This window comes from Streptosporangium vulgare (assembly GCF_042428775.1).
Taxonomy (GTDB): domain Bacteria; phylum Actinomycetota; class Actinomycetes; order Streptosporangiales; family Streptosporangiaceae; genus Streptosporangium; species Streptosporangium vulgare.
Genome location: NZ_JBHMBS010000003.1, coordinates 460990 through 474801, shown reverse-complemented (window position 1 = coordinate 474801; position 13812 = coordinate 460990). Strand labels below are relative to the sequence as shown.

Annotated in this window: 9 protein-coding genes; 6 read left to right on the top strand and 3 right to left on the bottom strand. The window is 73.0% G+C overall.

Features of this window, described 5'->3' with window-relative positions:
- Window positions 1-183: 183 nt before the first annotated feature.
- On the bottom strand, window positions 184-1155 hold the full coding sequence (locus tag ACFFRH_RS08765; RefSeq protein WP_344744660.1) for a homoserine kinase: 972 nt from the start codon (window positions 1153-1155) through the stop codon (window positions 184-186).
- Between the two features lie 58 nt (window positions 1156-1213).
- Entirely contained in the window at window positions 1214-2272 is a 1059-nt protein-coding gene (gene thrC, locus ACFFRH_RS08760) for a threonine synthase (RefSeq protein WP_344744659.1), read from the bottom strand.
- Between the two features lie 216 nt (window positions 2273-2488).
- Between thrC and ACFFRH_RS08755 the strand changes: the two genes are divergently transcribed.
- A complete protein-coding gene (locus ACFFRH_RS08755) occupies window positions 2489-4129 on the top strand; it encodes a glycosyltransferase (RefSeq protein ID WP_386155478.1) in 1641 nt (546 codons plus the stop codon).
- A 396-nt stretch (window positions 4130-4525) separates the two neighbouring features.
- Window positions 4526-5323 (top strand): SAM-dependent methyltransferase, encoded by a 798-nt coding sequence (locus tag ACFFRH_RS08750; protein WP_386155476.1) that lies wholly within the window; start codon window positions 4526-4528, stop codon window positions 5321-5323.
- Here ACFFRH_RS08750 and ACFFRH_RS08745 read toward each other — a convergent pair.
- Window positions 5307-7079, bottom strand: coding sequence for a glycosyltransferase (locus tag ACFFRH_RS08745; protein WP_386155474.1), 1773 nt, complete (start codon window positions 7077-7079; stop codon window positions 5307-5309). The genes ACFFRH_RS08750 and ACFFRH_RS08745 overlap by 17 nt on opposite strands.
- A 683-nt stretch (window positions 7080-7762) precedes the next feature.
- Here ACFFRH_RS08745 and ACFFRH_RS08740 point away from each other — a divergent pair.
- The 4 genes from ACFFRH_RS08740 to ACFFRH_RS08725 are packed head-to-tail and all read left to right on the top strand — an operon-like array spanning window position 7763 to window position 13684.
- Entirely contained in the window at window positions 7763-8245 is a 483-nt protein-coding gene (locus ACFFRH_RS08740; protein ID WP_344744657.1) for a hypothetical protein, read from the top strand.
- Window positions 8242-10065 (top strand): glycosyltransferase, encoded by a 1824-nt coding sequence (locus ACFFRH_RS08735; protein WP_344744655.1) that lies wholly within the window; start codon window positions 8242-8244, stop codon window positions 10063-10065. Before ACFFRH_RS08740 ends, ACFFRH_RS08735 begins: the two co-directional genes overlap by 4 nt.
- Window positions 10065-11987 (top strand): glycosyltransferase family 2 protein, encoded by a 1923-nt coding sequence (locus ACFFRH_RS08730; RefSeq protein WP_344744654.1) that lies wholly within the window; start codon window positions 10065-10067, stop codon window positions 11985-11987. The genes ACFFRH_RS08735 and ACFFRH_RS08730 overlap by 1 nt, the downstream gene beginning before the upstream one ends.
- Window positions 11984-13684: a glycosyltransferase family 2 protein gene (locus ACFFRH_RS08725; RefSeq protein ID WP_344744653.1), complete on the top strand. Its 1701-nt coding sequence runs from the start codon at window positions 11984-11986 to the stop codon at window positions 13682-13684. The genes ACFFRH_RS08730 and ACFFRH_RS08725 overlap by 4 nt, the downstream gene beginning before the upstream one ends.
- The last annotated feature ends 128 nt before the right edge of the window (window positions 13685-13812 follow it).

Here is a 13812-nt window from a genome sequence, read left to right as displayed (position 1 = left end):
ATCTAGAGCATTCGGAGGCGACGGATTCGGGGAGGCCACTGCGGCGCTCATGTCTCACCAGGTGAGACATGATGATGCAGCGATGTGTGGCTGACAAGCACGCACCCAACGCGGGGCACCTGGTGCGGCTATCAGCCTAACATCACCAGCGCACACAGCTATTCCCTGAAGGTCGAAGAGTCGTCAGCGTGTCTCAAGAGAAACAACGCGGGCGCCCCTGGTTTCGACTTCCAGTGGCTGGATGTGCCAGTCATTACCCACTTCCGGTGCGATCAAATCCTGCGTATTCATCGTTGACAACGCAAGAACCGTGGGCCCCGCTCCCGAGACGGCCGCGGCCACGCCCGCCCTCCGCAGCCGTCGTACCAGATCGGCGGTGTGTGGCATCGCGGGCGCTCGGTAGTCCTGGTGGAGGCGGTCCTCCGTGGCGGCGAGCAGCAACCAGGGCTCTGGCCTGGCGGTCAGCGCCGCGACCAGCAGCGCGGCCCGGCCGGCGTTCGCGGCGGCGTCGGCGTGCGGGACCTCCTTGGGCAGCAGACCGCGGGCGGTCTCGGTCGACAGCCGGTGCGCGGGGACGAGGACCACGGGCCTGACGGCCTCGTGCGGGAGCAGCCGCACCAGGTGCGGGGCGCCCCCCGCGTCCGTCCAGGCGACGGTGAGCCCGCCCGCCAGGCACGGCGCCACGTTGTCGGGGTGGCCCTCGATCTCGGTGGCCAGCGCGAGGACGTCGTCGTCGGTCAGCTCGGCCCGATGATCCCGGCCAGGACGGGAGCCGTGCTCGGCCGAGGGGTCGTACAGGGTTGTGGCCAGCGCCCGGGCGGCGAGGATCCCGGCGCAGATCGCCGCGGAGGAGGACCCGAGGCCGCGGGCGTGCGGGATCCGGTTGAGGCAGCGCAGCCGGATGCCGCGCGGCTGCGGGAGGCCCATCCTGTCGAAGGTCGCGCGCATCGTGGTGACGATGAGGTGCCCCTCGCCCAGGTCGAGCTCACCGGCTCCCTCGCCCTCGACCGCGATGTCGACGCCGGGAGAGTCGAGGATCTCGGCCTCGATCTCGTCGTGCAGGCCGAGGGCGAGCCCCAGCGTGTCGAAGCCGGGACCGAGGTTGGCCGAGGTCGCGGGGACCTGGACGGTCGCCTTCGCCGTGCCGCCGGTCATCGGGGTCCCGGGGAGGCCGTGGGGGCCGTGGGGGGCACGTCGCTTCTCCTGAGATCCACTAGGCGAGTTCGAGGGCGGTGGCCGCGGCGTGCGCGTCGATCGGGATCGTCACCGGGGTGGGCGCGCCCGAGATCGCCCAGTCGGGGTCCTTGAGGCCGTTTCCGGTCACCGTGCACACGATGCGCTGCCCGGGCTCCACCAGGCCCTGCGCGTGGGCCTGCAGGAGGCCCGCCACGCTGGCGGCGGAGGCGAGCTCGACGAACACGCCCTCCTCCTGCGCGAGCAGCTTGTACGCGGCGGCGATCTGGCGGTCGGTGACGGACTGGATGACCCCGCCGGACTCGTCGCGGGCGGCCTCGGCGAGCTGCCACGAGGCCGGGTTGCCGATGCGGATCGCGGTGGCGATCGTGTGCGGGTGGGTCACCGGCGCCCCGTTGACGATCGGCGCGGCGCCGCTGGCCTGGAAGCCGAACATGCGCGGCGTCCTCGTCGCGACGCCGTCCCCGGCGTACTCGGTGTAGCCCATCCAGTACGCGGAGATGTTGCCCGCGTTGCCGACCGGGATGCAGTGGATGTCGGGGGCGTCCCCGAGCGCGTCGACGATCTCGAAGGCGGCGGTCTTCTGGCCCTGGAGCCGGAACGGGTTCACCGAGTTGACCAGCGCGATCGGGTAGTTCTCCGACAGCTTCCTGGTCATCTCCAGGCAGTCGTCGAAGGACCCCTCGACCTGGAGCAGCCTGGCCCCGTGGACCAGAGCCTGGGCCAGCTTGCCCATCGCGATCTTGCCCCGGGGCACCAGCACGGCGCAGGTCAGGCCCGCACGGACCGCGTAGGCGGCGGCGGAGGCGCTGGTGTTGCCGGTCGAGGCGCAGATGACGGCCTTCGCCCCGTCCTCGACGGCCTTGCTGATGGCCATGGTCATGCCACGGTCCTTGAAGCTTCCGGTCGGGTTGAGGCCCTCGACCTTCAGGTAGACCTCACAGCCGGTCAGCGCCGACACCCGGTTCGCCGGGACGAGGGGGGTGCCGCCCTCCAGGAGCGTGACGACGGGCGTCGCCGTGGTCACCGGAAGTCGGTCACGGTACTCCTCGATGAGGCCACGCCACGCCCTGGTCATGATTGCTCCTTCACCGCGCGCGGCCGGTCCGTGCGCGTGCTACCTGCGGTATTGGAAAACGAGTCTACGGGTAACACGCTCGGCCCCGGGATGCGTTGTCCACCAAATGGACAGGCCGGGCGTCCTGTCCCCAGGGAACTCTAAGGATCGACCGGTATGGTCTGCGAGGCTTGACAGAGCTTGACAGACGGGGAACACGACAAGGAGCGTCACATCATGACGGGCGGCACGGCGGCGGACCTGCCACCGATCCGGCACAACGACTACTCGCCCCTCGACCCGCCCGCGCTCGGCGGATGGGATCCCGAGCTCTCGGTGAGCGTGATCATTCCGGCCCACGGCGGGCAGCACAGGCTCGATCTCACCCTCGCCGCGCTGGCCGCGCAGACCTACCCGGATCACCTCATGGAGGTGATCGTGGTCGACGACGGCAGCGAGCCGCCGCTGCGGCTGCCGGAGATCGCCCCGAGCGGCGCCAGGATCGTGACCACCGGTTCCTCCGGCTGGGGCATCGCCCACGCGGTGAACACCGGGGCCGCCCTCGCCGAGGGGCGGATCATCCAGCGTCTCGACGCCGACATGGTCGTCTGCCGCGAGCACATCGAGGCTCTGGCCCGCTGGCACCACCTGGCCGGATTCCTGGTCACGATCGGCGCGAAGAAGTTCGTCGAGGAGCCGGCGCTGACGGCCGCGCGGGTGCACGAGGGCGTGCGCGCGGGGTCGCTGGAGTCCCTCTTCGACCTGTCGGCCGCCCTGCCCAGCTCCACCGAGCAGACGATCTCCCGGACCGACGGCCTGCGGGCGAGCCGCAACCCCTACCACGTGTGCACGGGGCCGACGGTGTCGATGCGGCGCGAGATCTTCCGGGCCGTGGGCGGGGTGGATCCCGGGGTGCTGCGGGGCGAGGATACCGAGTTCGCCTACCGGCTGGCCGCGCACGGGGTGGTCTTCGTCCCCGACATGGCCGCCCAGGCAGTCCATCTGGGGCTTCCCGCCCAGCGCCGCGACCCGCAGCGGGCGGTGCGCGTCGTCGCCCCCTACCTGGCCCACCGCGTGCCGCTCCGCCGTGACCTGCGCAGGGACCGGGGACGCCACTGGCTGGTGCCGTACGTGGAGGTGGTGCTCCACGTCGACGGCCCGGAGGAGCGGGTACGCGAGGCGGTGGGCGCGGCGCTCGACGGGTCGCTCGGCGACGTGGTCGTCACCCTGGTCGCCCCGTGGTCGAAGCTGTCCGGGGACCGCCGGCCGGTCCTGGACGACCCCCTGTTCGACCTGCGGCTGCTGCGCGAGCACTTCGCCCACGACGAGCGGGTGCGCTTCGCCGACGAGGTCTCCGCCACCCCCGCCCCGATCCCGTTCCGCTACACGGGCCCGGTCTCGGTCCCGCTGGGACGCGACACGCTGGAGCGGATGATCCGCGTGATGCAGGACGACCGCTCGGGCATGCTCGCCGTCGCGCTCGGCGACGACGGCGAGGCGACCCTGCAGCGGACCGAGGCGCTGGGCCGGGCGAGGCTGCTCGGCGCGGACGACGTCACCGCGTCGATCGAGGCCACCCATGGCGTACGGCACGGCGACCGGCCGGAGTTCTGGCCGGCCGGGCCCACGCCCCCGGCTCCGGCCAAGGTTCCGGCCTCGCCCAAGGCCGCGGCCCACGGGCGGGAGCCCGCGAGGCCCGCGGTGCAGCGGGCCCCCGGGCAGGAACTCGGCCAGGAGCACGGCCGGGAACAGCGCGGCCCCGGCCAGGAGCAGCGGCCCCGGCAGGAGAAACAGCGGGAGCAGAGGCGCGGGGAGGGGAAGCGCCAGGAGGGACGCGACTCCCTCCTCGGCAGGCTCCGCACCGCCCTCAGGAACTGAGCGGCGGCCCGGTGGCGGCCGGGGAGCCGGGGCGCCGAAGCGGGCCCGGCAGCCGGGAACGGGCGACGCCGTCGGTGGGCCGGAGGCCGGGCACACGGCACGGAAAAAGGGTCGAGGCACAGAAAAAGGGGACGGGGGCCCGAAAAGGGGACGGGGCGTACGGCGCGAGAGGGAGGGCCGGGCAGCGGCGCGAGGGGAGAACCGGGCGTGCGGCGCAGGCTGGAGAGGCGTACGGCGCCAGCTGGAGAGACGGGCGGCGCGGACTGGAGAGCGGGCCCGTGACGCGAGAGGGAGTCGGCCACGACGCGATCTCGTCGGGCTGATAACGACTTCTTCAATGTTATGTATGGCTATGATCTACGCAATTCTGGAAATGTCATTACCCGGGAGCGGCACATGGCCGACCAGATACCCAAGGGTGTCCAGACGCATATTCCCAACGTCGCGCGCATGTACGACTACTACCTGGGAGGCAAGGACAACTTCCCGGTGGATCGGCAGGCCGCGGAGAAGGCACTGGAGATCATCCCCGAGATCCGGCACGGTGCCCGCGCCAATCGCGCGTTCCTGGGCCGGACGGTCGGTTTCCTCGCCGAGGCGGGGATCGACCAGTTCCTCGACATCGGCACCGGGCTGCCCACCCAGAACAACGTGCACCAGGTCGCCCCCGACGCCCGGGTCGTCTACGTCGACAACGACCCGACCGTCCTGGTCCACGGCAGGGCGATCCTCGGCAAGAACGAGAACGTGACCATCATCGAGGGGGACGTCCGCCGGCCCGGGGAGATCCTGGAGCACCCGGACGTGCGCGCGGCGATCGACTTCGACCGGCCCGTCGGGGTCCTCCTGTTGGCGATCATGCATTTCATCCCCGACGCGGACGACCCCCAGGGCATCGTCGCCACCCTGCGCCGGGCGATGGCGCCCGGCAGCCACCTCGTCCTGTCCCACGTCGCGATCGACGCCCGCCCGGAGGCCGCGGACGAGATGGTCAAGGCCTACGACCAGGCCTCGGCCCCCTTCGTCACCCGTACCGGCGAGGAGATCGTCCGCCTGTTCGACGGCTTCGACGTGGTCGAGCCCGGCATCGTCAACCTGCCGGAATGGCGGCCGGTGCCCGGCACCGTCGTGCCCTACAGGGACGTCGGCTCCTACTTCCTGGGGGGCGTCGGCGTCGTCAGCGACGGCGGATGATGGCCCGTTTCACGGAGGACAGCAGCCCGTACTGGACGATCTTCCTCGCGGCGGCCAGCTCCTTGCGCAGGGTGCCGACCTCGCGCCGCAGCTCGACCGTGCTCCTGCGCCAGCGGCCCGCCTCGTCGCGCCACTTGGCCACCTGCTCGCGGAGCCGTTCCGCCTCCCTGGCGAGGCGGGCCACCTCGGCGTCCGCCTCGGCTCTGGCCCGGTAGGCGCCGCGACGGCCGGTGAGGGCAGCGGCCTCGGGCGCGAACCCGTAGGTCTCGCCGTCGACCCAGATCACGCCGAAGGTGTCGTCCACCGCGTCGTCGAGGTCCTCCCCCTCCTCCAGCACGATCGCGGCGCGCGCGAACGCGGCGGCACGTTCCAGACGTGCCCTCACGACCGCCCTCCCCGAGCCCGTGCCCGCCCCGACCGGCTCGGCGATCCGCCCACCCTCACCCATCTCCCCTGTCTCGGCGTCGCCGTCCCCCTCGGCCAGCAACACCGAGACCAGGCCGTACCCCTCGTCCCTGGCCAGGTCGAGCAGGCGGGCCAGGGTGTCCTCGCCGGGCACCCATCCGGCGGGCAGCCGCAGGCGGTACGGGACCGCCCAGGCGGGGCCGGGCGCGGCGGAGCCGCCGGGCCGGTCGGAGGAGAGGGCCGGGACGACGGCCGGAACCTCGTCGGCGAAGCGGACCCTGGGCTCGTGGGCGTAGTGGCCGCGGATCAGCACCAGGTCCAGGTCGGGGTCCTTCAGGGGAGCGCGCCCCTCGGCGCCGACGCGGTCCCACGGCCCGGTGAGGGTGACCACGACGTCGGGCAGGGTGCCCGCGAGCACGGCGTCGACGGTGGCGCGGACCCCGTCGTAGGTGTAGCCCTCCGGCCACCCCGCGGGCTCGACGACCACCTCCACGTACGGCACCTTCCACTGCCTGGACGGGTGGGAACGGAGCCAGCGGTAGGACGGGATCCGGTCGGCCACGAAGGCGTGGCTGACCCGGTCGATCGGGGCCTTGTCACGCATGCGCATGGTCGGGCCCAGGTGGAAGGCGCGCGACAGCGGCTCGGGCACGAAGACGGCGCCCGCCTGGGCGAGCCGGTAGCCCATCTCGGTGTCCTGGCCGAGGATCAGGTCGGTGTCCATCGGCCCCGCGACGGCGAGCAGGGCGGCGTTGACCGAGGTCGCGCCGCCGACGTGCAGGCTGAACGCGCGGTGCGGGTTGGCCGTGAGGCCGTCGGTGCGCTCGACGAGGTCGACCAGCCAGGCGTGCGGCTCGGCGGGCTCGAAGAGCTTGGCCAGGTCGTCGGCCGCGGCGACCACCTCGGGGGCCGGCAGCGCGGCGGGGGTGAAGCGCAGGTAGCCCGTCACCACGAGGTACGGGGCGGCGTGGTGCCAGCGCATGTGCGCCTCGACCGACCTGCGGTCCAGGACCACGTCGGAGTCGAGCCAGTGGATCACGTCGCCGGTGGCGGCCGCCAGCCCGGCGTTGCGGGCGTGGGCGCGGCCGGGGACGGGGCAGACGATCAGGCGGGTGTTCTCGGGGCACAGCGCGGGCAGCCGCAGCGGCGGGTCACTGCCGTTGTCGACCACGACGACCTCGGTCAAAGCGGCCGGGTAGGTCTGCGTGGCCAGCCCGGCAAGCGTCAGGTCGAGTTTCTCCTGGTCACCGTACGCGGGAACGACGACGCTGACCCGGAGCGAGGGGGTCCAGGAGCCCAGGGCGGGCGGCGTGAGGCTCCGGTAGTCGTTACCGGCGATCCGTGCTGTCATGACGCTTCCAGGATCGGGCTCGGGCGGAGAGCGCGCCACCGGTTCGACGCGACGCGCGGGAAACGGGCCTCGCAGAGCCGCCAGGTGCGCTCGGTGCCTGCCGGGCGCCCCGGCGCGTGGTTCGGGCGATGGGCCCTGCGGACCCCGTGGGCACCACGGCCCCCGTGACCGTTGTGACTTCCATGGCCGTCGTGACCCTGGTGAGCGGCGTGGCCTTCGTGAGCGTCGCGACCCCTGTGAGCGTCGCGAACCCCGCGAACCCCGCGAATCCCGCGGACCTCGCGGACCCGGGCTTCATGGACTTCGCGTACGTCGTGGGTCCTGTGAGCTCCGGGGAGCCCGTGGGTCCTGGGGAGCCCTGCAAGCCCGAAAAACCCGGGAAACCGGGAGACGCGCGCCTCCGGCATCGGCCGCGGGGGGCTCACCGGGGTGGCGGAGGGGGGCGGGGGGAGGGCGGTCGGCTGCGCGGGCACGAGCGAAGGATAGCGAGGTGGGAAGATCCCTTCTCACCATACTTCCCCCTTGACATCGAGGATCACCACCAAAGGCTCACAGCTGTCACACAGGTCACAGGAACCTTTGAGTTTCCTATTTATCGCCGTATTCGCACTTGAGGAGCCGATAGCCTCAAATATCACCCACAAGGACAGGTAAAGACAGAGCGGCACGGAAGGTAAGCGCGGATGCCCACGCCCCGAAAACTGACGCTTCTGGCGGCGATACTCGGCCCGGTGTTCCTGATCGCGCTGACGCTCCTCACGAGCACCGGGATCATCTCGGTCACGGCGGCCATCGTGCTCGGCGCGATCGCGACGGTACTCGTCGTCCAGGTGCTGGTGGTCGCGACCGTACGCAGGGTCGACGGCAAGGCCCAGCGGATCGACGCCCGGGTCAAGCGCTACGAGGCGGAGCTGGCCACGGTCAAGACGGCCACCCAGCGGCTGGACCGGCGGCTTGACGAGATCGTCGAGCTGCTCAAGGAGCACGAGAACAAGCGGGACGAGGACCTGCAGGCGATCCTGGTGTCCTTGGGGGAGGACCGGCTCGCCTCCGTACCCCGGCGCCAGGAGATCGAGGAGATCGTCCACGACCTGCTGCCGCGCCTGGCCGCGGTGGAGGCCGGGGCCGGACGGGCCGCGGAGGACAAGCCGGAGGGGGAAGCGTGACCGGGACCGGCTCCGCCACCTCCGCCACCTCCGCCGCCCGGCCCGCCCGCCCATGCGACGACCGGGCCGGTCAAAGCGACCAGAGCGATCGAAACAACCAGAGCGACCGGAGTGACCGGGCAGATCGAAGCGACCGGACCGATCGAGACAACCGGGCCGACCGGAGCGACCGGACCGGCAGGGCTGACCGGGTCGCCGTTCCGCGCGCCAGGGTCAGGCACAACGACTACGGGTCGCTGCTCCCGCCCGACCTGGGCGAATGGGAGCCCCGGCTCAGGGTGAGCGTGGTGATCCCGGCACACGACTGCCAGGAGGCCCTGGACCGCACGCTCGCCGGGCTGGCCGCGCAGACCTACCCCGCGCACCTCATGGAGGTGGTCGTCGCAGACGACGGCAGTGACCCGCCGTTGCGCGTCCCCGAGATCACCCCGGCCAACACCAGGCTCGTCCGGGTGCCCGAAGGCCGCTGGGGACGGGGCTGGGCCCGCCAGACCGGCGCCGCGGCGGCGGCGGGCGACGTCCTGCACTGGGTCGACTCCGACATGATCCTCGACAGGGAGCACGTCGAGGCGCACATGCGCTGGCACCATCTCGCCCCCTACGCCGTCGTGATGGGCGACGTCCGCTTCACCCCCGACGGGGCCGATCCCTCCGCCAGGGAGGTCTTCTCCGCGGTGGAGGCCGGGGACGCGGAGAAGCTGTTCGACGAGTCCGCGCCGCACGAGTGGCGGGCCGGGGTGCTGGAGGAGACCCGGTGGCTGCGGGACGCGGGCGCCGGGGCCTACCGGCTCCACTCGGGTGCCACCACCTCGGTCCCCGTGGCGCTGCTGCGCTCGGTCGGCGGGGTGAACACCACGCTGAACATGGGTGAGGACACCGATCTCGGCTTCCGCCTCGCGCAGGCGGGCGCGGTCTTCGTCCCCGACCCGCGGGCCCGTGCCTGGCACCTCGGGCCGTCCACGGTCATGATCCGGGAGAAGGAGGTGCACCGGCACAACTGGTCGGTGCTGCCCGACCTCATCCCCGACCTGCGCTGGCTGCGCACCCACCCGCGCAGGGTCTGGCTGGTGCCGTACGTGCACGTCGTCGTCGACGCCCGCGGCGCCTCCTACGAGGACGTGCGGGCGAGCGTGGACTCCGCGCTCGCGGGCACCCTCGTCGACGTCGCCGTCACCGTGGTCGGGCCCTGGTCGGAGCTTCCCGCCGGACGCCGCCCCTCCCTCGACGAGCCGCTGCTCGACCTGCGCCTGGTGCGCAACCTGTACGTCCACGAACCGCGCGTGTCCTTCACCGAGGAGGTGCCCGGGGGGTCCGCGCCCGCGCCGTTCAGGCTCACCGTCCCCGCCGGATGGGCACTCGGCGCCGACAGCCTGGCCGAGCTGGTCAAGCTCGCCGACCGTGAGGAGTACGGGCTGCTGAGCGCGGCGCTCGACGAGGGGGCCTCCGGGGTCAGGGCGGCCAGGTTCGAGCGCACCGCCGCCTTCGCCAGGGCGGCGCTGGTGAGCGAGGGGTCCGACGGGGACGACGACGGGCTCGACGACGCCGTCCACGAGATGTTCGGCTCGCTCTGGGTGAGCGCCGCCGAGGTCGGCGTGACGACCGCCGAAGAGGCGGAGTCCGTCGCCGGGGACACCGCGAAGTGGCGGGCCGACTCCGCGCGCTGGAGGCGTGAGGCGGAGAGCCTGCGGGACGAGGTCGAGAGCCTCCGCGCCGAGACGGAACGGCTGCGGGCCGAGGCCGGGCGCCTGGCGGGCGAGCGGCGGCGCGGCCCGCTGGGAAGGATCACTTCTGTGGCCAGGCGTCGGGGGAAGACCGGCTGATGTCCTTTCTGATCGAACTGGTCCGCGCCGCCCTGGAGCGGAGCGGCAAACGACGCGTCCTCGTCTACTGCGCGGGCTTCGAGACGCCCGGCGAGCTGGAGCCGTACGGGGCGATGGACCTCGACGGCGACCTCGACGGGATCCCGCGCGCCGAGGAGGGCGCCGCGGAGATCCTGGTGCTCGCCCGCACCGCGACCGACGTCCGCAGGGCCGCGAGCCTGCAGTCCCTGCTGCCCATGGCCCCCCGGGTCGTGGTCGCCGTAGGGGAGACACCGCACTGGTACACCGCGCCGGTGCTCTCCCCCACCCCCGCCCACCGCTGGCGCGCTCTCGTGGAACTCCGCGTCCACCAGCCGAAACAGCACGCCTGGGTGGTCGAGGCGAGCTTCTCCAAGCCGGTGCCCGCGGGCCGGACGCTCGCCGCGACCGCGAGGGCGTTCGGCGGGCACCGGATGGACGCCGTCGCCGGGCCCGTCGGCGGTCTGGCGGGGCCGGGAGCGGCCCACTGGCGCCCCGGCGACCCGAACGCGGCCCCGGCGCCCCTGACGGGCCCCGTCCCCGACAGGTTCGGGGCCAGGGGCGCCGACCTGGTCGTGCGGACGGTCGGCGAGGAGCCGTCACCGTGGACCGGCGCGGAGACCTCGATCGACCGCCCGGTCGCCGGGCTGATGACCTGGGAGAGACTCGGCCGTCCCGGGGGCGGCAGGATCCTGGAGAACGGCCTGGGCGACCTGTCCGAGCCCTGGACCATCCCCCCGGTCGACGACCGTTCGGTCAACCCCATGAACTTCGTCACCGTGCCGTCCCTCGGCACGGCCGACCTGTCCGCCGAGTCCGGCCGCTGGGCGATCACCTGCGAGGGCAGGACGCTCACCTCCTTCGACGCCTCCGGCCGCGTCACGGACGTGGACGTCAACCGGATCAGGCAGGTCAGAGGGGTACGGGTGGACTGGCAGCGCAGCCACACCGGCCCGGCGGCCGCGCTGCGGGTCGTCACGGGGCTGGCGGCGGCCGGGGTGCCCCTGGTCTCCGAGGCCGTGCCGCGCTGGGCGGGCGCCCTCGGCCCCGAGCTGGCCAGGCTGATCACCTCGGTCGACGTGCCCGCGCTCAAGGACGACCTGGAGCGCGAGGAGCACAGCATCCGGTTGCGCCGCGAGGCGCTGCGCGTCCACGGGGTCCGCGCCCGCTGGGAGCAGCTGGGCGCCCCCGCGGCGCCCGTGCCGACGGTCTCGGTGCTGCTCGTCACCCGCCGCCCGGACATGGTGGGCTTCGCGCTGGAACAGCTGTCCAGGCAGCGCGGCGCCGAGTTCGAGGTGATCCTCACGCTGCACGGCGTCCCCGCTACGCACCCGGGCGTGACCGGGGCCCTGGCCTCCTTCGAGCGGCCGGTCACCGTGGTCGAGGCCGACGGCGGGACCGTCTTCGGAGCCGTGCTCAACCAGGCCGCGGCCAGGGCGTCGGGGTCGTTCCTGCTGAAGATGGACGACGACGACTGGTACGGGCCCGACTTCATCTCCGACCTGCTGCTGGCCCACTCCTACTCGGGCGCCCAGGTCGTGGGCATGGTCCCCGAGTTCGTCTATCTCGCCTCGATCGGGGTGACCGTCCACCGCGAGCAGATCACCGAGCAGATCACCAACTTCATCGCCGGGGGAACCATCTTCTCCGAACGCTCCGCCTTCGAGGCGGTGGGCGGCTTCCGCCCGATGCCCGGCACGATCGACGCCCAGTTCCAGCACGCCGTACAGGCCGCGGGCGGGCAGATCTACCGTACCCAGGGCCTGGGCTACATCCTGCGGCGCGGCAACGTCGCCAACCACACCTGGCGCGAGCCGATCGGCACGTTCCTGCGGCGCAACAAGCGCCAGTGGCGCGGTTTCCGGCCCAGCGCGCTCATGGAACTCTCCGGGGAGACACCGTGAGCACGCCGCGGATCCCGGGCAACGACTACGGGGTGCTGGCCGTGCCCGCGCCCGGCACGTGGGAGCCGCGCCTGACGGTGAGCGTGGTGATCCCCGCCAGGGGAGGTCAGGACAAGCTCGACCTCACGCTGGCCGCGCTCGCCGCCCAGACCTACCCCTCCCACCTCCTTGAGGTGATCGTCGTGGACGACGGCAGCTCGCCGCCGCTCCGGCTCCCCGAGATCGCCCCGGAGCACACCCGGATCGTCGGCGACGCCTCCGGCCGCCGGGGCATCGCCCGGGCCCTGGAGGCCGGCACGGCCGTCGCGGACGGCGAGGTGATCCACCGGATGGACGCCGACATCGTCTCCTACCGGGAGCACGTCGAGGCGCACATGCGCTGGCACCACCTGGCCGGCTACCTGGTGGTGATGGGGACGCTGCGCTTCACCGCGATGGCCGGTATCCCGCCCACCCCCGCGGAGGTCCAGATCGCCGTCGCCAAGGACAGGGCGGGCCTGCTCTTCGAGGAGGACCCCGAGCACGGGCACGACTGGATCGGCGAACTCGTCGCCGCCCACCGCGACTTCCGCGACGCGCCCAGTTCCCTGCTGCACCGCGTCCACGTGGGCGCGACGGTCTCGCTGCCCGCCGCCCTGCTGAGGGAGACGGGAGGGATGGACACCTCCCTGGCCCTCGGCGAGGACACCGAGCTGGGCTACCGGCTCACCCAGACGGGCGCGGTGTTCGTCCCCGACGCCGAGGCGCTGAGCTGGCACCTGGGCACGACGACGGCCATGCGCAGGCCCGCGGACGTCAGGCGGCACAACGACCCGTTCATCGCCGACCGGATCCCGTACCGGCGCCACCTGCGCACCGACGCGGGCCGGCAGTGGCTGGTCCCCTACGTCGACGTCGTGGTGGACGCCGCGGGCGCCTCCTTCGAGGACGTGAGGGCGAGCGTCGACGGGGCGCTGGCCAGCACCCTGCCCGACGTGCGCGTCACCCTGACCGGGCCGTGGGCGTCACTGGCCGGCGAACGCCCGGCACCGCTGGACGACCCGCTGCTCGACCTGCGGCTGCTGCGCGGCCAGTACGCCCACGACGGCCGCGTCTCCTTCGCCGAGCGGGTCCCCGCCACCTCGGCGCCCGTGCCGTTCCGCCTGGTCTGCCCGGCCGGATGGGTACCGGGAGCGGACTCGCTGGCCAAGCTGATCGAGCAGGCGGAGAAGGACGACGAGGGCCTGCTGCTCGTGGCACTGGACGAGGACGAGTCGGGGGTCCTGGCCGCCCGCCTGGAGCGGACCTCGGCCGTGGCGAGGGCGGCGCGCGTGATCCGCGAGGGCGAGCGGCTCGACGACGTGATCGCCGACCTGCACGGGGCGACCTGGCTGGACGCGGAGTCCTGGAAGCTGCGGCCCGCGGCCCGCGCCTACCCCTACTGGGCCGTGAACCGCAACAGGGAGGCCGCGCGCTGGAAGGCCGCGGCCGAGTCGCGCGCGAGGGAGGCCGAGCGGGCCCAGCGGCAGGTCGCGGCCCTCAAGGCCGAGCTGAAGGAGCTGCGTGCCAAGGCCGCCAAGGGCAGCCGCGACACCGTCAGGTGGAAGGAGAAGGCCGAACAGCGCCGTCTGGAGGCCGTGGCCCTGCGCCAGGCCCAGCAGCGTTCCCTGCTCGGCCGGGCCGCCCGCCGCCTCCGCAGGCTCACCGAGGGTCCCTGACGCCCTGCCGCCACGCCCTGCCGCCACGCCCTGCCGCCACGCCCTGCCGCCACGCCCTGCCGCCACGCCCTGCCGCCACGCCCTGCCGCCACGCCCTGCCGCCGAGGACGCCCCGGACACCGGGCGTC